We start from the raw sequence: 20,097 nt of genomic DNA, 5'->3' as shown, positions 1-20,097 counted from the left end.
GACGGCGGCACCGGACCCGGCCGGTCTCACGCCGCGACGCTGCCGTGCGGGTCGATCACGAACTTGCGGGCCACGCCGCCGTCGAACTCCTGGTAGCCGCGCGGGGCGTCGTCCAGCGAGATCGTGGTCGCGTTGACCGCCTTCGCGATCTGCGCCCGGTCGGACAGGATCGCCTGCATCAGCTGCCGGTTGTACTTCTTCACCGGGCACTGGCCGGTGGTGAAGCTGTGCGACTTCGCCCAGCCCAGCCCGATCCGCACGCCGAGGGTGCCCTCCTTGGCCTTGTCGTCGGCGGCACCCGGGTCGCCGGTGACGTAGAGCCCCGGGATGCCGAGCGCGCCGCCGACCCGGGTCACCTCCATGACCGAGTTCAGCACGGTCGCGGGAGCCTCCCCGGCGTCGCGCCCGTGTCCGCGGGCCTCGAACCCGACGGCGTCGACGGCGGCGTCCACCTCGGGCTCGCCGAGCAGCTGCTCCAGCTGCTCGGCCAGGGTCCCGTCGCCGGACAGGTCGACGGTCTCGCAGCCGAAGCTGCGCGCCTGCGCGAGCCGCTCGGGGATCATGTCCCCGACGACGACCGCCGCCGCCCCCAGCAGCTGCGCGGCGTGCGCCGCGGCCAGCCCGACCGGCCCGGCGCCGGCCACGTAGACCGTCGATCCGGTGGTGACCCCGGCGGTCACCGCGCCGTGGTAGCCGGTCGGGAAGATGTCCGACAGCATCGTGAGGTCGAGGATCTTCTCCAACGCCTGGTCGCGGTCGGGGAAGCGCAGCAGGTTGAAGTCGGCGAAGGGCACCATCACGTACTCGGCCTGGCCGCCGATCCAGCCGCCCATGTCGACGTAGCCGTAGGCGGCGCCGGGACGGGCCGGGTTGACGTTCAGGCAGACGCCGGTCTTCCCCTCGTTGCACATCCGGCAACGCCCGCAGGCGATGTTGAACGGCACCGAGCAGATGTCGCCGACCTTCGCGAACAGCACGTCGTCGCCGACCTCGACGATCTCGCCGGTGATCTCGTGGCCGAGCGACTGCCCGACCGGTGCGGTGGTGCGGCCGCGGACCATGTGCTGGTCGGATCCGCAGATGTTGGTGGTGACGATCTTCAGGATCGCCGCGTGCGGAGCCTTCCGCTGGATGCCGAGCCCGTCGACGACGTCGGTGGGCAGCTCCAGCTTCGGGTAGTCGATCGACTCGACGGCGACCTCGCCGGGTCCCTTGTACACGACGACGCGGTTGTCGGGCATGGTGCGCTCCCCTCCTGCGTGGACGCGCGGACCGCGGTCGCGGCCGCGCGGCGGTGACGCGGCCGCACCGATCCCGCGCCCCCACGGGTCGGGCCGCGTCGCCCGCTGACGACCCTCCCACCCCGTACGGACATGCGCACGCGGCGATGCGTGCCGCAGCGGTCCTGTGCCGATGGTCGGGGTCGGCCGGTCGGGTCCGGGCGGGGTCGGCCGGGACGGGTGATACTGCGCCCATGGCCAGTGACGATCTTCTCGAGCCGCCTGTCCCGGTACTGACCGCGCCGTACCACACCCCCGAGCGCGAGGCGTTGCAGAAGCAGGCCCGCGAGTTCGCCGCGACCCGGGTGCTGCCCGTCGCCGACGAGCTGGACCCGCGCAAGGGCGAGATCCCGCGCGACCTGCTCGACGAGATGGGCGAGCTGGGCTACTTCGGCATCACCGTCGACCGTGAGCACGGCGGGCTGGGTCTCGGGGCGTTCGAGTACTGCATGGTCGCCGAGGAGCTGGCCCGGGCGTGGATGAGCGTCGGGTCGATCATCGCCCGTGCGCAGGGCGCCGGGACCGCCGTCACCGACCCGGAGCGCCGTGCGGAGCTGCTGCGCCGGTCGGCCCGCGGGCAGTGGATCGGCGCGATCGCGCTGTCCGAGCCCGACGCCGGGTCCGACCTGGCCGGGGTGGAGACCCGCGCGGTCCGCGACGGCGACGAGTTCGTGATCACCGGGCACAAGCGCTGGACCGGCAACGCCAAGGCCGCCGACTTCATCCAGGTGCTGGTGCGCACCGACGACCCTGCGCCGGGGGAGAAGCGCTCCGCGGGCCTGGCGACGGTCGTCGTGGAGAAGGAGCGCGACACCTTCCCCGCCGGGATCACCGGCCGCCCGATCGACAAGATCGGCTACCACGGCTTCGTCACCTGGGACCTGGAGTTCGACGGCGTGCGGGTGCCGGTCGGCAACCAGCTCGGCGCCGGCGGCGAGGGATTCGCCGACGCCCAGTCGTGGCTGAACATCGCCCGGGTGCACACCGCCGCGCGGGCGGTCGGGCTCGCCAGGGCCGCCGTCGAGGACTGCGTGCGCTACCTGCAGCGACGCCACCAGTTCGAGCACCCGATCGGCGACTTCCAGGCCGTCCGGTTCACCCTCGCGACGATGGCCGCCCGGGTCGAGCAGGCCCGCGCCTTCTACCAGAACGTGGCGCACCGGCTCGACCTCGGCGAGCCCTGCGAGCGGGAGGCGGCGATGGTCAAGCTGCTGGCCACCGAGATGGCCGCCGAGGTCACCGCGGACGGCATCCAGCTGCACGGCGGCAACGGCTACACCACCGAGCACCAGGTGGAACGGCACTGGCGCGACGCCCGGCTGACCACGATCTTCGAGGGGACCAGCGAGATCCAGCGCAAGATCATCTCCGACCGGCTGCTGCCGCGCAGCCCGCTCGGCTGACGGCGGCGCCGCGGCGTCAGCGGAAGGCGGCCCGCACCGCGCCGAGGGCGTCGGACTCGTCGAGCCCGAGCCGCCGGGCGAGTTCGGCCAGCTCACCGGCCTTGCGCTCCAGCTCGGCGCGTCCACCGGTGGCCCGCTCGGTGAGCACGGCCCCGCGGCCGCGCCGCAGGTCGACCAGGCCCTCGTCGCGCAGCTGCTGGTAGCCGCGCAGCACGGTGTGCAGATTGATCCCCAGTGCGCCCGCGACCTCGCGGGCCGGGGGCAGCCGGTCCCCGGCGGCGGCCCGGCCGTCGGCGACCGCCCGGCGGACCGAGGCCGCGACCTGGTCCCCGAGCGGCACCGGCGACGACGGGTCGACCCGGATCAGCACGACGGTGCGGCGCCGGCCGCGCCGCGCCCGGCGCGACGGTCGAGCTCGGCGTTGACCAGCCCGGCCGCGGTGGCGGCGTCGGGCACCGTGACCACGAACCGGCGGTCGTCGGTGAGGTCGAGCACCAGCGCCTCCCCGGCCCGCCGGGCGCGGTAGCCGAGCACGGACGGCGACCGGCGCAGGACGCCGTACTCGTTCCATCCGAAGCGCTCCGGGTCGAGCTGCTCCGACCGCGCGCCGCGGACCTCGGTGAGCGGTGCCTCGGCCAGCGGCCGTCCGAGCAGCGCCTGCCGGACGTGTACCCCGTCGCCGTCGACACGGACCCGGGCGACGGCGGTCAGTGCGGTCGAGACGACGGCGGCGGCGACGAGCACGACGACCAGCACCGCGCTGCCGCCGGCCGCCAGCTGGGCGACGGCGGCCAGGAGCAGCACCGCCGCGACGACCAGGGTGGGGCGGGACAGCACGGTGCGGGCCCACAGGTACCGCTCACCGGGCGCGAGCGGGGTGCGCACCGCGCCGGCCGGGGCGCTGCCGGTCGCCGACGGCCGCGGGGCGTCCGGCCCGGCCAGCAGGTGTCCGATGCCGTAGGCGGCGGCGACCGCCGCCAGGACGCCGGCGGTCCAGGCCCAGCCCGGGACCTGCGGAGCCAGCCGGGTGCCGGGCACCCACCACACGATGACGGCGAAGGCCCAGGCGGTGCCGACCGCGCGGCGCTCCACGTCGGGCCGCCCGGAGCGCAGCCGCAGCAGCGGCAGCCCGATCGCGAGCAGGCCCACGACGACCACCGCGAGGGTGGTCTGGAGCGTCCGGCCGGGCGGCTGGGTGGCCACCAGGGCGGCCAGGCCCGCGACGGTCAGTGCGGTGGCCGGTGCGGTGGCGAGGAGCCGGCGACGGCTCGTGCGCACGACGGGTGTGGTCATGGCGTCCCTCTCGTCGAGTGATCCGAACTTGTTCGCAATGTACTAGAACAATAGTGTCTGCGCATCCCCCGGGGACCGGCTAGCGTCACGGCCATGGCGCTCGACCCCGCGTTCCGGACCGTGCTCGACACCCTCGCCGGGGCGGGGGCCCTGCCGCTGGTCCGCGACGGCGACCCGGTCGCCACCCGGGCCCACTACCGGTCGCTCGCCCTGGCCCGACGCGGTCCGGGGTTCGTCCCCGAGCAGGTCGGCCGGGTCGACGACGACACCGTCCCCGGCCCGGCGGGCCCGGTGCCGCTGCGCACCTACGTCCCCGAGGGCGACGACGGCGCGGCCGTGGTGCTCTACCTGCACGGCGGCGGCTGGGTCGTCGGGGACCTGGAGACCCACGACCCGGTGTGCCGGCGGGTGGCGAATGCGACCGGCGCGGTCGTCGTCGCGGTGGACTACCGGCTCGCGCCCGAGCACCCGCACCCCGCGCCGCTCGACGACGCCTGGGCCGCGCTGCTCGCCGTCGCGGGCCGGTTCCCGGGCCGGCGGCTCGGGCTGGCAGGCGACAGCGCCGGGGCGAGCATGGTCGCCGGGCTGGCGCTGCGCTGCCGCGACCGCGGCGGCCCGCGCCCGGCCGCCCAGCTGTTGTTCTACCCGGCCCTCGCGCCGGAGGGGGCGACGCCGTCGCACCGGGAGAACGGCGAGGGCTACTTCCTCACCGCGGCGGACATGCGCTGGTTCTGGGACAGCCTGTTGTCCGGCCCCGCCCCGGCCGACCCTGAGGTCGCGCCGCTGGGGGCCGCCGCGCCCGCCGACCCGTCCGGGCTGGCGCCCGCGGTGGTCGCCACCGCCGAGTTCGACCCGCTGCGCGACGAGGGCCGCGACTGGGCCGCGGCGCTGCGCGCGGGCGGGGTGGAGGTCACCGAGGTCGACGGACCCGGTCTCATCCACGGCTACGTCGCGTTCCTCGGCGTCGTGCCCGCGGCCGAGCGGATCGCCGGGCAGGCGCTGGCCACGTTCACCACGCTGCTGCGTCGCTAGCCGGATCGGGTGAACCGCTGTGCTCGTGACCTGCACCGACGAGGTCGCGTCACACGGATGTGACACGGGCGACACGGTGCGGTAGTCGTCCCGCGCCACCCTGTGGCTCCCCGGTCGCGCATCGTGACGACGACCGCACCGCGGGACGGAACGGACGACAGCGGCGCCCGCGGGCCGCCGCGGCCGCGAGGCGCGGAGGGTGGATGGCACGGTCGGAGATCGGACGCACTGGGGCCCGGTTCGGGGCGCCCCCGTCCCGGCACGCCCCCGACCCGGAGTACCCGCACGGCAGGCCGCCGGAGCCGGACCCGGAGCCCACCGTCGTGGCGGAGGAGCCGGAGTCCGAGCCGGAGAACCTGGTCGGAGTGACCGGGGCCCGGTTCGGCGGGCACTCCGCGAAGCGCACCCGGCTGAGCCGCCGCGAGCGGGCGGCGCGTCGTGCGGCGGCCCGCGCGGAGTCGGCCGGGCACCCGGCCGACGACACCACGGTGGGCGGCACCGCGACCGGTGACCCCGCGGCGGCGGACACCGGTCGCGGCCCGGACGGCGACACCGGCACGCCCGGGCCCGCGGACACCGCGCCGCTGCCCGTGGTCTACGGCCGCCCCGCGCCGGGACCGGGTCGTCCGGCCGCGGCGGCCGGCCCCGCGTCCTCCCCGCCCGCGCCCCGGCACCCGGCGCCCCAGCTCACCGCGCCGCCGGACGCCGCGCCGCTCGAGGTCCCGGCGTTCGCCCCGGTCCGGCCCTACGTCATGACCGGCGGCCGTACCCGGGTCCGCGCCGAGCTGCGGCTGGAGACGCTGGTCTCGGTGCGGCCCGCCCCCGGCCCCGTCCCGCGCGCCGACTCGGTCGAGCGCGCCGCGGTGCTGCGGCTGTGCACCCGGCCCCGGTCGGTGTCGGAGGTCGCGGCGCTGGCCGCGGTGCCGCTGGGCGTCGCCCGGGTGCTCATCGACGACCTCGCCTCCGAGGGGCGCCTGGTGGTGCACGGTGTGTCCTCGGCGGAGGACGGGCCGAGCGTCGCGTTGATGGACCGGGTGCTGGCCGGGCTGCGCCGGCTCTGACCCGCCGGGCCCGCGGGTGTCCTGCGGGGCCCGCGCGCCGGGGCCAGGATGGGGACATGACCGATCCCCGTCCCGTCCGCATCGGACTGCAGCTGCAGCCCCAGCACGCCGACTACGCCGACATCCGCCGCACCGTGGCCGCCGCCGAGGAGGCCGGCGTCGACGTCGTCTTCAACTGGGACCACTTCTTCCCGCTCTACGGCGAGCCCGACGGCAAGCACTTCGAGTGCTGGACCATGCTCGGCGCCTGGGCCGAGGCGACCTCCCGGGTGGAGATCGGCGCCCTGGTGACCTGCAACAGCTACCGCAACCCCGAGCTGCTCGCCGACATGGCCCGCACCGTCGACCACATCTCCGACGGCCGGCTGATCCTGGGCATCGGCTCCGGCTGGTTCCAGCGCGACTACGACGAGTACGGCTACGAGTTCGGCACCGCGGGCGGCCGGCTGAACGACCTGGCCGCGGCCCTGCCCCGCATCCGGAGCCGCTGGTCGGCGCTCAACCCGGCGCCGACCCGCGACATCCCGATCCTCATCGGCGGCGGGGGCGAGAAGAAGACCCTGCGCTACACCGCCGAGCACGCCGGCATCTGGCACGGCTTCGGCGACGTCGACACCGTCACCCGCAAGAGCGGCATCCTCGACGGGCACTGCCGCGACATCGGCCGCGACCCGGCCGAGATCGAACGCTCGGTCGGCGTCGAGGGCGCCCCGGAGGACGACGGCGCCGCCCTGTACGACGCCGGGGTGCGCCTGTTCACCGTCGGCCAGGACGGCCAGGGCGGCTACGACCTGTCCCGGCTGAAGGACTGGATCGCCTGGCGCGACGAGCGCAACGGCTGAGCTCAGAGGGCACGCAGGAACGGGTCCCGGATCAGGTCCGGGACCCGTTCCGCGACGACCGCGGGTGCGTAGTACCAGCCCTGCGCGTTGGCGCAGCCGTACTCGCGCAGCCGCGCCGCCTGCTCCCGGGTCTCCACCGCCTCGGCGGTGACCTCCAGGTCCAGCGCGGAGGCCAGCGAGATCAGCGTGCGCAGGATGACGTCGTCGCGCTCGGCGGTCCCGGCCAGGAAGTGCCCGGCCAGCTTGAGCCGGTGCACCGGCAGGTGCCGCAGATAGGCGAGGTTGGAGTAGCCGGTCCCGAAGTCGTCGATGGCGATCTTCACGCCGAGCCGGTCGAGCTCGCGCAGCGTGGCCAGCGGCCGGCCGGGGGAGCCCATCAGGTCGGACTCGGTCAGCTCGACCTGCAGCAGCTCCGGCGGCCAGTCGTGGCGCTCCAGCGTCGCCGCGACGTCGGCGACCAGGTCCGACTCGGTCACCTGCCGGGCGGCGACGTTCACGCTGATCGTCAGCGGCCTGTCCGGGTACGCGTCGGCCCAGACCCGGCCCTGCCGGCACGCCTCGTCGAGGACCCGGCGGCCCAGCGGCACGACCAGCCCGGTCTCCTCGGCGAGCGGGATGAACCGGTCCGGGCCCAGCAGCTGCCCGTCGGGGCGCTGCCAGCGCACCAGCGCCTCGACCCCGATGGTCTGCTCGTCGGCCAGGCGCACCAGGGGCTGGTAGACGACCACGAAGTCGTCGCGGCGCAGCGCCTCGGGCATCTGCGAGGACAGCTCGAAGCGGGCGACGTCGTCGCGGTGGCGGTCGCGGTCGTAGAGCACGTAGCGCCCGCGGCCGGCCCGCTTGGCCGAGTAGAGGGTGGTGTCGGCGGCGGCGATCAGCTCGTCGGTGCCCAGCTCGCCGTCGTGGCGCACCACCCCGACGCTGGCCGAGATCACGATGTCGCGGCCGTCGACGCGCACCGGGCGGCGCACGGTCCCCAGCGCGCGGGTCGCGACCTCCTCCAGCTCGGCCCGGTCGGCGGTGCGCGGCACCAGCACGACGAACTCGTCGCCGCCCATCCGCGCGACGAGGTGCCCGCCGGGCTCCAGCGCGCCCCGGAGCCGGTCGGCCAGGACCTGCAGCAGCCGGTCCCCGGCCTGGTGGCCCAGGGTGTCGTTGACGACCTTGAACCCGTCCAGGTCCAGATAGCAGACCCCCGGGCGGGCACCGGAGGAGCCCGCGTCGATCGCGGTGCGCAGGCGTTCGAAGAACAGCGACCGGTTCGGCAGCCCGGTCAGCGGGTCGTGCGACGCCTGGTGGGCCAGGCTCTCCTGCATCAGCAACTGGTCGGTCACGTCGGACACCACCGCGACGAGCAGCTGCTCGTCACCGCCGACCGGGCCGAGCAGGGTGACCACGGCGTCGATCCACACGTCGCTGTCGTCGGCGCGCCGGACCGGGCGGACCACCCGGAGCCGGTCCAGGGAGCCGTCGAGGAGCCGCGGCCGCTCCGCCCACACCTCCGGCGCCGACTCCCGGGGCACGAAGTCGGTGACCCGCATCCTCAGCAGCTGTGCGGGCGTGTACCCGGACATGACGGCGGCGGTCTCGTTCACCTCGACGAGCCGCCCGTCCGGGTCGAAGATCACGATCCCGACGGCCGCGGAGTCGACGACGGTCCGCAGCCGCAGGTCCGAGCGACGGCGGGCCTCCTCGGCGACGCGGCGGGCCTCCAGCGCGGCCCGGGTGACCTGCTCGTGCTCGGCGAGGACCAGGCTGCGGGTGGCCTCGGTGAACCCGCGGGCGAACGCCGCCAGCACGGCCGCGATCCGCCGGACCCGGGCGGCGGTGTCCGCGGCAGGCTCCAGGTGCGCCCCCAGCAGCTCCATCCCGATCTCCAGGCAGCCCGGCTGGTGGATGCGCGCCCGCACCAGGTCCCCGCCGGCGGCCGCCGGGAGGGCCGGGTCGTACCGCTCCGCGAGCGCGGCCTCCCGCAACTGGCCGGTCACCCGGTCGAGGACCGGGCGGAGCTCGGTGGCCGGCAGCACCGAGTGCCGGGCCAGCTCCGAGGCCCAGGGACCGGCGAGGTCGGCGGGGTCGGGGAGTGCTGCGGGGACGAGCGCCCGTCCGTGGTCGGCGCGAGCAGCGGCGACGTCGGCCTGCTGCATCCACCGCCCCCGTTCGCTCCGGTGGGAGGGACTTCCCTCATGATCGGGATGATCGGTGAACACCGTAACCGATCCGACCCGCCCGGTGGGGCCGACCGGGTTACGTCGGCGCCCCGCGACGGGCCGGTCGGGTCAGACCGGCGACCCGTCGGTCACCTCCGTCACCCACACGACGGCCTCACCGGCCTCGTCGGAGGCAGCGAGGTCCACCTCGGCGGTGATCGCCCAGTCCCGGTCGCCTGCCGGGTCGTCGAGGACCTGGCGCACCAGCCAGCGGTCGGCCTCCTCGGTGAGGTCGAACAGCTCGGGCCCGCGCGCGTCCGGCCCGAAGCCGATCCGGTCGTGGATCGCGAAGTAGGGGGCCAGGGCGTCCCGCCAGCGGTCGGCGGTCCAGCCGGCGTCGGCGTCGAGGTCGCCCAGCTCGGCGTAGCGGCCCATCGCCGCGAGCTCCACCCGGCGGAACAGCGCGTTGCGCACCATGACCCGGAACGCGCGGGCGTTGCCGGTGACCCCGGTCGGCGTGGCGACGGCGACCTCGGCCCCCGGCGGCAGCATCTCCCCGTCGGCACCCGCCCCGGCGGCGAGCTTCTCCCACTCGTCGAGCAGCGAGGAGTCGGTCTGGCGGACCAGCTCGCCCAGCCACTCCACGAGGTCGGTGAGCTCCTCGGTGCGGGCGTGCTCGGGCACGGTCTGGCGCAGCGCCCGGTAGGCGTCGGCCAGGTAGCGCAGCACGAGGCCCTCGGAGCGGGCGAGCTGGTAGTGCGAGACGTACTCGGTGAACGTCATCGCCCGCTCGCTCATGTCCCGGACCACCGACTTCGGCGACAGGACGGCGTCGGCGACCCACGGTGCGCCGCGGCGGTAGGTCTCCAGCGCCGCGTGCAGCATCTCGTCGAGGGGCTTGGGGTGGGTGACCTCCTCCAGGCGGGCCATCCGCTCCTCGTACTCGATGCCGTCGGCCTTCATCGCCGCGATCGCCTCGCCGCGGGCCTTGTTCTGCTGGGCGGCGAGGATCTGGCGGGGGTCGTCGAGGGTCGACTCGATCACCGAGAGCACGTCGAGGGCGTAGGTCGGAGACTCCCGGTCGAGGAGCTCGAACACCGCCAGCGCGAACGGCGACAGCGGCTGGTTGAGTGCGAAGTCCAGCTGCAGCTCGTCGACCACCCGCGCCCGTGGACGGGTCGCACCGTCCACGGTGTACTGCTCGACGACGCCGGAGGTGCGCAGCGCCCGGTAGATCGCGATCGCCCGCAGCATGTGCTTCAGCTGCCGCTTGCGGGGCTCGTGGTTGTCGGTGAGCAGGTGCTCCATCGCGGCGTAGGTGTCCCCGCCGCGCGACACGACGTTGAGCAGCATCGCGTGGGTGACCTCGAAGTGGCTCGTCAGCGGCTCCGGCCGGGCCTGCTGCAGCTTCTCGAACGAGGTCTCCGACCAGCCGACGAAACCCTCGGGCGGCTGCTTGCGCGCTACCTTGCGGCGCTTCTTCGGGTCGTCGCCCGCCTTGGCCAGTGCCTTGGCGTTCTCGATGTCGTGCTCGGGGGCCTGCGCGACGACGGTGCCGACGGTGTCGTACCCGGCCCGCCCGGCGCGGCCGGCGATCTGGTGGAACTCGCGGGCCTTGAGGGGGCGCACGCGGCGCCCGTCGTACTTGGACAGGGCGGTGAACAGCACCGTGCGGATCGGCACATTGATGCCGACGCCGAGGGTGTCGGTACCGCAGATGACCTTGAGCAGGCCGGCCTGGGCGAGGGTCTCCACCAGCCGCCGGTAGCGGGGGAGCATCCCCGCGTGGTGCACGCCGATCCCGTGGCGCACCAGGCGGGACAGGGTGCGGCCGAAGCCGGAGGTGAACCGGAACGCCCCGATCGTCTCGGCGATCGCGGCCTTGTCCTCCTTGGAGGTGACGTTGACGCTCATCAGCGCCTGCGCCCGTTCGACGGCGGCCTGCTGGGTGAAGTGCACGACGTAGACCGGCGCCTCACGCGTCGACAGCAGCTCGGTGATCGTCTCGTGCAGCGGCTCGACGACGTAGCGGAAGTGCAGCGGCACCGGCCGCTCCACCGAGGTGATCTCCGCGGTCTCCCGCCCGGTGCGCCGGGTCAGATCCTCCGCGAAGAACGACGTGTCGCCCAGCGTGGCGCTCATCAGCAGGAACTGCGCCTGCGGCAGCTCGACGATCGGCACCTGCCAGGCCCAGCCGCGCGACGGGTCGGCGTAGAAGTGGAACTCGTCCATGATCACCGAGCCGACGTCGGTCCCGGGGCCCTCGCGCAGGGCGAGGTTCGCCAGGATCTCCGCGGTGCAGCAGATGATCGGAGCCTTCTCGTTCACCGCGGCGTCGCCGGTGAGCATGCCGACCTTGTCCGCGCCGAACACCTCGCACAGCGCGAAGAACTTCTCGCTGACCAGCGCCTTGATCGGCGCGGTGTAGAAGCTGCGCTCACCGCGGGCCAGCGCCGCGGCGTGCGCGCCGATCGCGACCAGCGACTTCCCCGAGCCCGTCGGCGTCGAGAGGATCACGTTGGCGCCGGTGACCAGCTCCAGCAGCGCCTCCTCCTGCGCCGGGTACAGCGACAGACCGCGCTCGTCGAACGCCCACTCGGCGAAGGTGTCCACCAGCGCGGCGGGATCCGGGGGGTTCGCGGGGTCGGAGGAGCGCGGCAGCCGGTCGGTGAGCGTCATGATGGGACCGATCGTCGCAGACACCCCCGACACCGGGCGCCGCAGCGCCGAGGTGGCGCCCGCACTCGCCCGTGCGGGGGATAGCGTGGATGCCGTGGTGGGGGGCGGTGCGACGCACGGCGCCGGGCAGGCGCGCGCCGGCGCGGGTCCTGGCGCGCCCATGCCCGACCTCATCCCGCCGATGCTGCCCGCCGCGGGCGAGCTGACCGACGCGGGCGACCCGGACCGCTGGGCGGTCGAGTTCGCCTGGGAGGGCCACCGCTGCGTGGCCTACGCCCGGCCCGGCCGCGTCCGGCTGCTGTCCTCCACCGCACGCAGCGTGACCGGGTCCTTCCCCGAGCTCGCCGTGCTCGGCGACCAGGCCCCGCCGGGCGGCATGGTGCTCGACGGCACCGTCGTCGCCCTCGACGAGGCGGGCCGCCCGTCGCGCGGTCCGCTCCTGCGCCGCACCGCGACGGTGTCCCCGGACGCGGCCCTGCGGTCCGAGGTCCCGGTCGGCTACGTGGTCACCGACCTGCTGTTCTGCGACGGCCGCCGCACGTGCGAGCTGCCCTACCGGCGCCGCCGCGCGGAGCTGGAGGCGCTCGACCTGGCCGGACCGAAGATCCTGGTCCCGCCCTCGTTCGGGCTCGACGAGGCCGACCTCGTGGTCCGGACCGCGGAGCGCTACGGCCTCGACGGGCTGCACCTCAAGCGGCTCGACCTGCCCTACCAGCCCGGGCGGCGCACCCGGAACTGGCTGCGGGTGCCGCTGCGCCGCCACCGGCAGGTGCTCGTCGCGGGCTGGGTGCCCGCCGGGGCCCCGGGCGGGGGCCGGGAGCGGATCGGCGCGGTGCTGCTGGCGCTGCCCGAGCCCGGCGGGCTCCGCTACGTGGGCCGCGTCGGGATCGGCGCCGCCGACGTCGACGCCCGCACCGTCCTGCGCGTCCCCGCCACCGGGACTCCGCCGCTCGGGGTGCCCGACGGGATCGGCGTCGACCCCCGCTGGCTGGCCCCCGGCCTGGTCGCGGCGGTCGAGCACCGGGGCCGGACGGCCGCCGGACGGCTCACCCTGCCGTCCTGGCGCGGTCTGGTGGCGCCCGCCGAGCACGACGACGACCTGGCCACCGCGATCGACGCGGCGCGCCGGGCGGCGTCGGCGGTCCGCCCGACCGTCGCGCTGCGCCGCCCGGGCCGCGGGACCGGGCACGCACCCGGGCACGGCCCGGAGACCGTCGTGCTGCCCCGCGCCGGTGCCGTGGCCGCACCGGGCACCCGGCCCGCCTCCGAGGACGGGGACGCCCCGCCGGACGCCCGCGCCCCGGGCCCCGCCGGCACCGCGGCCCCCGACCGGCCCGCCCGTGACACCCCGCCGGACGAGGGCCGCCCGGCCCGGCCCGGCGCGCACCGCGCCCCGGCCCCCGACGAGACCGTCCGCATCCGGGTCCGCGACGCCGTCCCGCGCGCCCCCGTGGACCCCGTGCCGCCGGCCACCGCCCCGGACGGCCCCTGGCACGGGCCGCTGTCGCGGCGGCTCGAGCAGCACTTCGTCTACAACACCCTCAACACCATCGCCTCGCTGGTGCGCACCGACCCGCCACGGGCCCGGGAGCTGCTGCTCGGCTTCGCCGACCTGTCCCGGGCCGCGGACCGGGCCGGGGAGCCCTCGATCCGGCTCGACGAGGAGCTCGCCGCCGTGCGGGCGTACCTGCAGATCGAACGGACCCGCTTCGGCGCCCGGCTGACCACCGAGCTCGACGACCCGTCCGGGGCCGGTGTCGACCCGTCGTCGGCGGTGCCGCCGCTGTCGGTGCTCGCCGCGGTCCGCCGCGGGGTGGCCGAGGAGATCGAGCCGCACAGCGCGGGCGGCGCGGTCCACGTGCGGCTGGACCCGGACGCCCCCGACGGGCCCGCGGCCCGGGTGGAGGTCCATCCGGCGGGCCCGGCCGAGCGGCCCGCCCGCGCCCCGCTCGTCCTGTTGGTCCTGCCGCTGGGCGTGCCCGTCGTGTGACACCCGCCGGCGGGGGAGTGGCGTGCACCGCCCGGGGCGACGGACCTTCATCGATCCGGATAGCGTGCGCGCCATGCTGGGGCTGCCCGACGGCACACGCGCGTGCCTGTTCGACCTGGACGGCGTACTCACCGACACCGCGAGCGTCCACGCCGCGGCGTGGACGCAGATGTTCGACGAGTACCTCCGTTCCCGCGACGGTGACGGGTACACCCCGTTCGACGTCAACGCCGACTACGGTCCGTACGTCGACGGGAAGCCTCGTCTCGAGGGGACCCGCAGCTTCCTCGCCTCGCGCGGGATCGAGCTGCCCGAGGGGTCCCCGGACGACACCGCGGACACCGAGACCCTGTGGGGCCTGTCGACCCGCAAGAACGACCTCGTGCAGGAGCGGATCCGCACCGACGGAGTCGAGGTCTACCCGGGGTCGCGCCGCTACCTGGAGGCGGTGAAGGACGCCGGGCTCATTACCGCCGTCGTGTCCTCCAGCGCGAACGCCGAGCAGATCCTGCGGGTCACCGGGCTCGAGACCTTCATCGACCACCGCGTCGACGGCGTCACCGCCCGCGAGCGCGGCCTGCCCGGCAAGCCCGCTCCCGACACCTTCCTCGCCGCCGCGGCCGACCTCGGGGTGGACCGGTCCGCCGCGGTGGTGTTCGAGGACGCGCTGGCCGGCGTGCAGGCCGGCCACGCGGGGGACTTCGGCGCCGTCGTCGGCGTCGACCGTCTCGACCAGGCGGACGCGCTGCGTGAGCACGGCGCGGACGTCGTCGTCACCGATCTCGCCGACCTGCTGGAGCGTTCGTGAAGCCCGACCACCTGCCCACCTTCACCGTCGAGCCGTGGGTGGTCCGCGAACCGCGCCTCGACCTGGACGCGATGGGCCAGACCGAGTCGGTCTTCGCGCTGTCCAACGGCCACATCGGGCTGCGCGGCAACCTCGACGAGGGCGAGCCGCACGTCCTGCCCGGCACCTACCTGAACTCCTTCTACGAGGTCCGGCCGCTGCCGTACGCCGAGGGCGGTTACGGCTACCCCGAGTCCGGGCAGACGATCATCAACACGACCAACGGCAAGCTGATCCGGTTGCTGGTCGACGACGAGCCGTTCGACCTGCGCTACGGCACCCTGCACCGGCACGAACGGGTGCTGGACATGCAGGCCGGCACGCTGCACCGCGAGGTCGAGTGGGAGTCCCCGGCCGGGCGCCGGGTCCGGGTCCGCTCGACCCGCTTGGTCTCGCTGACCCAGCGCGCGGTCGCCGCGATCTCCTACGAGGTCGAGCTGGTCAGCAACGGCAACGACGGCAGCGGCGCCGCCGGTGACGCCGCCCTGCTGGTGCTGCAGTCCGAGCTCGTCGCCAACGAGCAGCTGCCCGGCCGCGACGCCGACGACCCGCGCCTGGACACCGCGCTGGACAACGTGCTGGAGCCCGAGCAGTCCCGCGCCGGCGACGCCGGGGCCACCCTGGTGCACCGCACCCGCAAGTCGGAGCTGCGCTGCGGCGCGGCGATGGAGCACGAGGTGTTCGGCCCGGACGGCGTCCAGGTGTCCACCGACGCCAACGAGGACCTCGCCCGCACCACCGTCATCGCCCGGGTCAAGCCCGGCCAGTCGCTGCGCGTGGTCAAGTACCTCGCCTACGGCTGGTCCTCGCGGCGCAGCCTGCCCGCCGTCTACGACCAGGTGCGCGCCGCCATCGCCGCCGCCCGGTACACCGGCTGGGACGGCCTGGTCGCCGAGCAGCGCGACTACCTCGACGACTTCTGGGCCACCGCCGACGTCGAGATCGACGGCGACGCCGAGCTGCAGCAGGCCGTGCGGCTGGCGACCTTCCACATCCTGCAGGCCGGCGCCCGCGCCGAGCGCCGCTGCATCCCGGCCAAGGGGCTGACCGCCGACGGCTACGACGGCCACACCTTCTGGGACACCGAGACGTTCTGCCTGCAGGTGCTGTCCTTCGTCGCCCCGGAGGCGGCGGCGGACGCCCTGCGCTGGCGCAAGTCGATCCTGCCGCTGGCCTTCGAGCGCGCCGAGACACTCGGCCTCAAGGGCGCGGCGTTCCCGTGGCGCACCATCCGCGGCCACGAGTGCTCCGGCTACTGGCCCGCGGGCACCGCGGCGTTCCACATCAACGCCGACATCGCCGACGCGGTGAAGCGGCACGTGCACGCCACCGGCGACACCAAGTTCGAGCTGGAGGTCGGGCTGGAGCTGCTGGTCGCGACCGCGCGGCTGTGGCGCTCGCTGGGCAGCCACGACTCGGCGGGCAACTTCCGCATCGACGGCGTCACCGGCCCCGACGAGTACTCCTCGATCGCGGACAACAACGTCTACACCAACCTGATGGCCCAGCAGAACCTGCGCTACGCCGCCGAGGTCGCCGCGAAGCACCCGAGGTCGGCGTCACGGCTCGGAGTGGACTCCGAGGAGATCGCGTCCTGGCGCGATGCCGCCGGCGCCATGTTCATCCCGTTCGACGAGCGCCTGGGCGTGCACCCGCAGTCCGAGGGCTTCACCGACCACCAGCGGTGGAACTTCGAGGAGACCCCGGCCGAGCGGTACCCGCTGCTGCTGAACTACCCCTACTTCGACCTGTACCGCAAGCAGGTCATCAAGCAGGCCGACCTCGTGCTGGCGATGCAGATCTTCCCGGAGGCGTTCACCGAGGAGCAGAAGCGCCGCAACTTCGCCTACTACGAGGCGATCACGGTGCGGGACTCGTCGTTGTCGGCGTGCACCCAGTCGGTGATGGCCGCCCGCACCGGGCACCTGGAGCTGGCCCACCAGTACCTCGCCGAGGCCGCCCTGGTCGACCTGCAGGACCTGGCGGGCAACACCGACCACGGCATGCACATCGCGTCGATGGCCGGGACCTGGACCGCGGTCGTGCTGGGCTTCGGCGGGATGCGCTGCGAGGCCGACGGGTTGTCGTTCGCTCCGGTGCTGCCGGCGTCGCTGTCGCGGATCTCGTTCGGCCTGAAGTGGCAGGGGCGCCGGATCCGGGTCTCGATCACCCCCGAGGAGACCGAGTACCGGCTCACCGACGGCACCCCGATGCGGCTGCGCCACCACGGCGAGCCCATCGCGCTCGACGACGAGAGCCCGGCCACCGCGCCGACCCCCACCCCGGAGTGGGTGGAGCCGGTGGAACAGCCCCATGGACGGGCCCCGCGGGTCCGCGGCTGACCGCCACGTTCCGGGTGCGGGCGGGGGTGCCGGGCCCGGCCGGCTGATCCCGGTCCGTCACGTACCGGAAGGCCGTCCACCACTGGTAGCCTGGCCAGTCGCTCCGTCGGCGACAGGCTCGTCCTGGCACCGCGCGGACCCCTCGTGTACGTCCCCCCGGTGGAGGATCCCCGCGCCGTGCCCGAACCCACTTCCGCTGCCGGCTCCCCGGCTGCCGCGGCCGACCCCGCCGCGCCGGTCGACCCGGAGCTGGCCCACGAACAGTCCTACGTGGCCATGCTCTACGAGCAGCTCGAGGACCGCCGTCGCGACACCGCGCGCCGGCTGGCCGACACGCTGCGCGAGGAGACCGTCGGCACCCCGCAGGCCATCACCCAGCGCGACGCCGCCGCGGAGATGCTCACCGACCGGCTCGCCGGTCTGCGTGCCGCCGAGCACGGGCTGGCCTTCGGCCGGCTCGACGCGGACGACGGCGAGATCCGCTACGTCGGCCGCATCGGCCTGCTCGACGAGGACAACGAGTACGAGCCGCTGCTGATGGACTGGCGGGCACCCGCCGCCCGGCCGTTCTACACCGCCACCGCCGCGAACCCCGAGGGGATGCGGCGGCGCAGGCACCTGCGGACCCGGCTGCGGCAGGTCGTCGCGGTCGACGACGAGCCGCTCAACCTGGCCGAGATGACCGAGGCGGAGCGGGCGCGCTCGGGCTCGGGGCTCACCAGCGAGGCCGCGCTGCTGGCGGCGGTCTCCTCGGCCCGTACCGGGCGGATGGGCGACATCGTCGCCACCATCCAGGGCGAGCAGGACCGGATCATCCGGTCGAAGCCGTCCGGGGTGCTGGTCGTGCAGGGCGGGCCCGGCACCGGGAAGACGGCGGTGGCGCTGCACCGCGCGGCGTACCTGCTCTACACCCACCGCGACCGGCTCGCCCGGCGCGGTGTGCTCGTCGTCGGGCCGAACCCGACGTTCCTGCGCTACATCGGCCAGGTACTGCCCTCGCTGGGGGAGACCAGCGTCGTGCTCGGCACCGTCGCCCAGCTGTTCCCGGGGCTCGACGCGCGGCGCACCGAGTCCGCGGCCGCCGCTGAGCTCAAGGGCCGCGCCGAGATGGCGCCGGTGATCGCCGCCGCGGTGCGCGACCGGCAGCAGCTGCCGCGCACCCCGGTCGAGCTCGTCGTGGAGCAGCAGCGGGTCGTCCTCGACCGGGACACCGTCGCCCAGGCCCGCACCCGGGCCCGGCGCTCCCGCAAGCCGCACAACGAGGCCCGCCGCATCTTCCGCAAGGAGCTGCTGCGGCTGCTCGCCCAGCAGGTCGCCCGTCGCGTCGGCGGCGGCGAGTCCGGCCTGCTGGACCGGCGCGACGTCGACGACATCCGCGACGAGCTCGCCGAGTCCGCCGAGGTCGCGACGCAGCTCGAGGAGCTCTGGCCGACGCTGTCGCCCGAGCAGCTGCTCACCGACCTGTTCGCCGACCGTCGCCGGCTCAACTCGGTGGCCCGGCGGATCCCGGCACCCGAGCGGGCCCTGCTGGAGCGCCCGGCGCCCGACGCCGACGTGCCCCCGGACCTGCGCTGGACCCCGGCCGACGTCGCCCTGCTCGACGAGGCCGCCGAGCTCCTCGGCGACGACGGCGCCGCCCGGGCCGCCGCCGAGGCCGCGGCGCTGCGGGAGGAGGTCGAGTACGCCCAGGGCGTGCTCGACGTGCTCGACCTGGAGGAGGACCTCGACCCCGAGCTGCTGCGTGCCACCGACATCATCGACGCCGACCGGCTGGCCGAGCGCATGCAGGTCTCGCGCTACGACTCGACCGCCGAGCGGGCCGCCGCCGATCGCGAGTGGACCTACGGCCACGTCATCGTCGACGAGGCGCAGGAGCTGTCGGCGATGGCCTGGCGGATGGTCATGCGTCGCGCCCCCGCCCGCTCGATGACCCTGGTCGGGGACATCGCCCAGACGGGGGACCGCGGCGGCGCCGGGTCGTGGGACGAGGTGCTGTCGCCGTTCGTGGCCCGTCGCTGGCGCCTGGAGCAGCTCACCGTCAACTACCGGACGCCGTCGGAGATCGCCGACGTCGCCGACGACGTGCTCGCCGAGATCGACGCCTCGCTGCGGCCGCCGTCGTCGGTGCGCTCGACCGGGGTGCCGCCGTGGGCGGCCGCGCTGCCCGCCGGGGCCGACGGCGACCGGGTACTGGCCGAGCGGGTGCGGGCCGAGCGCGACGCCGTGGGCGACGGCCGCACCGTCGTCCTCGCACCGCTGGCCCGACTGGACCGGGTCCGCGCCGCCCTCGACGCCGCCGGGCTCACCACCCCCGGGCCCGCGGAGGGGGAGTCCGAGCTGGACGCCCCGGTCGTGGTGCTGCCGGTCGCGGCCTCCAAGGGCCTGGAGTTCGACGCGGTCGTCGTGGTGGAGCCGCAGGAGATGCTGGACGAGTCCCCGCGGGGGCTCAACGACCTCTACGTCGCGATCACCCGGGCCACCCAGCGGCTCGGGGTGCTCCACTCCGGGGACCTGCCCCCGGTGCTCAAGCGGATCGGGCGGGCCGGCTGAGCTCGGCTCGGCGCTCGGCTCAGCCGGCCCGGTAGAGGTCGCGCAGCAGCGCGATCTCCGCCCCGTGGTGGATGGCCTCCCGGTGGATGTGCAGCACCAGCGTCGCCAGCGGCGCGTCGGCGTAGGGACCCTCGGCCGGTCCGCACGGCCGGGCGAGGCCCTCGGCGCCGAGGGCGGCGACCCCGGCGGTCCAGCGGGCGTACTCGGTGTCCAGGGCGTCCAGGGCCGCCGCCGCGGTACCGGGGTAGGCGTAGGAGTCGTAGTCGACGGCCGGCCCGCCGAAATGGGAGTGCGAGCGCATCGCGAACACCCCGACCAGCACGTGCCCGATCCGCCAGGCGATCGTCGTGACCGGCGGCGGCTCCGGCGTCGGGAACGCGAAGTCGATCACCCAGGCGCCGGACCCGGCGCCCGGCGGGGTCACCGACTCCCCGCGGCGGCGCACGCCCCAGCAGCCGGGAACCGGCTCCCAGTGGTACTCGTCGTCGGTGAGCCCGGCCAGCCGCGGGCGCAGCGCGGTCTCCCAGTGGAACGTCAGCTGCGCGAGCAGCTCGCCGTTCCATTCGACACCCGTCCTCGTCCCCATCTCCGTCATGACCCCACAGTCTGGCCCCGATCGCGGACACCG

The 20,097-nt window shown here is 75.1% G+C and carries 14 protein-coding genes; 8 read left to right on the top strand and 6 right to left on the bottom strand.

What is annotated here, in order from left to right; translation table 11 throughout:
* Positions 1-26: 26 nt before the first annotated feature.
* Positions 27-1,241, bottom strand: coding sequence for a formaldehyde dehydrogenase, glutathione-independent (gene fdhA, locus DMP15_RS16345; protein ID WP_073574916.1), 1,215 nt, complete (start codon positions 1,239-1,241; stop codon positions 27-29).
* Positions 1,242-1,474: 233 nt separating this feature from the next.
* Here fdhA and DMP15_RS16340 point away from each other — a divergent pair, with 233 nt between their 5' ends.
* Positions 1,475-2,683, top strand: a complete 1,209-nt coding sequence (locus DMP15_RS16340) for an acyl-CoA dehydrogenase family protein (RefSeq protein ID WP_073574915.1) — start codon at positions 1,475-1,477, stop codon at positions 2,681-2,683.
* A 16-nt stretch (positions 2,684-2,699) separates the two neighbouring features.
* On the opposite strand, the gene DMP15_RS16335 is transcribed toward DMP15_RS16340, so the two are convergent.
* Positions 2,700-3,053: a GntR family transcriptional regulator gene (locus DMP15_RS16335; protein ID WP_062394920.1), complete on the bottom strand. Its 354-nt coding sequence runs from the start codon at positions 3,051-3,053 to the stop codon at positions 2,700-2,702.
* Positions 3,047-3,976: a hypothetical protein gene (locus DMP15_RS16330; protein ID WP_073574914.1), complete on the bottom strand. Its 930-nt coding sequence runs from the start codon at positions 3,974-3,976 to the stop codon at positions 3,047-3,049. Before DMP15_RS16330 ends, DMP15_RS16335 begins: the two co-directional genes overlap by 7 nt.
* Positions 3,977-4,069: 93 nt before the next feature.
* On the opposite strand from DMP15_RS16330, the gene DMP15_RS16325 reads away from it, so the two are divergent.
* The 3 genes from DMP15_RS16325 to DMP15_RS16315 all read left to right on the top strand — a co-directional run bounded on the left by DMP15_RS16325 (position 4,070) and on the right by DMP15_RS16315 (position 6,911).
* Positions 4,070-5,008, top strand: coding sequence for an alpha/beta hydrolase (locus tag DMP15_RS16325; protein ID WP_073574913.1), 939 nt, complete (start codon positions 4,070-4,072; stop codon positions 5,006-5,008).
* Between the two features lie 203 nt (positions 5,009-5,211).
* Positions 5,212-6,069 (top strand): DUF742 domain-containing protein, encoded by an 858-nt coding sequence (locus DMP15_RS16320; protein ID WP_073574912.1) that lies wholly within the window; start codon positions 5,212-5,214, stop codon positions 6,067-6,069.
* A gap of 56 nt (positions 6,070-6,125) precedes the next feature.
* Entirely contained in the window at positions 6,126-6,911 is a 786-nt protein-coding gene (locus DMP15_RS16315; RefSeq protein WP_208820301.1) for an LLM class F420-dependent oxidoreductase, read from the top strand.
* 2 nt (positions 6,912-6,913) lie between these two features.
* On the opposite strand, the gene DMP15_RS16310 is transcribed toward DMP15_RS16315, so the two are convergent.
* The gene (locus DMP15_RS16310; RefSeq protein WP_083658291.1) at positions 6,914-9,058 is read right to left on the bottom strand and encodes a putative bifunctional diguanylate cyclase/phosphodiesterase; all 2,145 of its coding nucleotides are present in this window, start codon (positions 9,056-9,058) and stop codon (positions 6,914-6,916) included.
* A 132-nt stretch (positions 9,059-9,190) separates the two neighbouring features.
* Complete coding sequence (locus tag DMP15_RS16305; protein ID WP_337826120.1) at positions 9,191-11,740, bottom strand: DEAD/DEAH box helicase; 2,550 nt, start codon at positions 11,738-11,740, stop codon at positions 9,191-9,193.
* Positions 11,741-11,900: 160 nt separating this feature from the next.
* Here DMP15_RS16305 and DMP15_RS16300 point away from each other — a divergent pair, with 160 nt between their 5' ends.
* From DMP15_RS16300 to DMP15_RS16285, 4 genes are all read left to right on the top strand, one after another.
* The gene (locus DMP15_RS16300; RefSeq protein ID WP_167379053.1) at positions 11,901-13,730 is read left to right on the top strand and encodes an ATP-dependent DNA ligase; all 1,830 of its coding nucleotides are present in this window, start codon (positions 11,901-11,903) and stop codon (positions 13,728-13,730) included.
* Between the two features lie 73 nt (positions 13,731-13,803).
* Positions 13,804-14,538 (top strand): beta-phosphoglucomutase family hydrolase, encoded by a 735-nt coding sequence (locus DMP15_RS16295; protein WP_337826119.1) that lies wholly within the window; start codon positions 13,804-13,806, stop codon positions 14,536-14,538.
* Positions 14,535-16,919, top strand: coding sequence for a glycoside hydrolase family 65 protein (locus DMP15_RS16290; protein ID WP_337826118.1), 2,385 nt, complete (start codon positions 14,535-14,537; stop codon positions 16,917-16,919). Before DMP15_RS16295 ends, DMP15_RS16290 begins: the two co-directional genes overlap by 4 nt.
* A gap of 276 nt (positions 16,920-17,195) precedes the next feature.
* On the top strand, positions 17,196-19,469 hold the full coding sequence (locus tag DMP15_RS16285; RefSeq protein WP_083658488.1) for a HelD family protein: 2,274 nt from the start codon (positions 17,196-17,198) through the stop codon (positions 19,467-19,469).
* Positions 19,470-19,488: 19 nt separating this feature from the next.
* Here the strand turns inward: DMP15_RS16285 and DMP15_RS16280 are convergent, their stop codons facing one another.
* Entirely contained in the window at positions 19,489-20,064 is a 576-nt protein-coding gene (locus DMP15_RS16280; RefSeq protein ID WP_237453730.1) for a DinB family protein, read from the bottom strand.
* Positions 20,065-20,097 lie beyond the last annotated feature (33 nt).

The organism is Pseudonocardia sp. UM4_GMWB1 (assembly GCF_017312155.1).
Taxonomy (GTDB): domain Bacteria; phylum Actinomycetota; class Actinomycetes; order Mycobacteriales; family Pseudonocardiaceae; genus Pseudonocardia; species Pseudonocardia alni.
This window is presented reverse-complemented; position numbering and strand designations above follow the sequence as displayed.

What these genes read in the sequence shown, in the direction of transcription:
- fdhA (WP_073574916.1), bottom strand. Translation starts at nt 1,241, where the DNA reads ATGCCCGACAACCGCGTCGTCGTGTACAAGGGACCCGGCGAGGTCGCC.
- DMP15_RS16340 (WP_073574915.1), top strand. Translation starts at nt 1,475, where the DNA reads ATGGCCAGTGACGATCTTCTCGAGCCGCCTGTCCCGGTACTGACCGCG.
- DMP15_RS16330 (WP_073574914.1), bottom strand. Translation starts at nt 3,976, where the DNA reads ATGACCACACCCGTCGTGCGCACGAGCCGTCGCCGGCTCCTCGCCACC.
- DMP15_RS16325 (WP_073574913.1), top strand. Translation starts at nt 4,070, where the DNA reads ATGGCGCTCGACCCCGCGTTCCGGACCGTGCTCGACACCCTCGCCGGG.
- DMP15_RS16320 (WP_073574912.1), top strand. Translation starts at nt 5,212, where the DNA reads ATGGCACGGTCGGAGATCGGACGCACTGGGGCCCGGTTCGGGGCGCCC.
- DMP15_RS16315 (WP_208820301.1), top strand. Translation starts at nt 6,126, where the DNA reads ATGACCGATCCCCGTCCCGTCCGCATCGGACTGCAGCTGCAGCCCCAG.
- DMP15_RS16310 (WP_083658291.1), bottom strand. Translation starts at nt 9,058, where the DNA reads ATGCAGCAGGCCGACGTCGCCGCTGCTCGCGCCGACCACGGACGGGCG.
- DMP15_RS16305 (WP_337826120.1), bottom strand. Translation starts at nt 11,740, where the DNA reads ATGACGCTCACCGACCGGCTGCCGCGCTCCTCCGACCCCGCGAACCCC.
- DMP15_RS16300 (WP_167379053.1), top strand. Translation starts at nt 11,901, where the DNA reads ATGCCCGACCTCATCCCGCCGATGCTGCCCGCCGCGGGCGAGCTGACC.
- DMP15_RS16295 (WP_337826119.1), top strand. Translation starts at nt 13,804, where the DNA reads ATGCTGGGGCTGCCCGACGGCACACGCGCGTGCCTGTTCGACCTGGAC.
- DMP15_RS16285 (WP_083658488.1), top strand. Translation starts at nt 17,196, where the DNA reads ATGCTCTACGAGCAGCTCGAGGACCGCCGTCGCGACACCGCGCGCCGG.
- DMP15_RS16280 (WP_237453730.1), bottom strand. Translation starts at nt 20,064, where the DNA reads ATGACGGAGATGGGGACGAGGACGGGTGTCGAATGGAACGGCGAGCTG.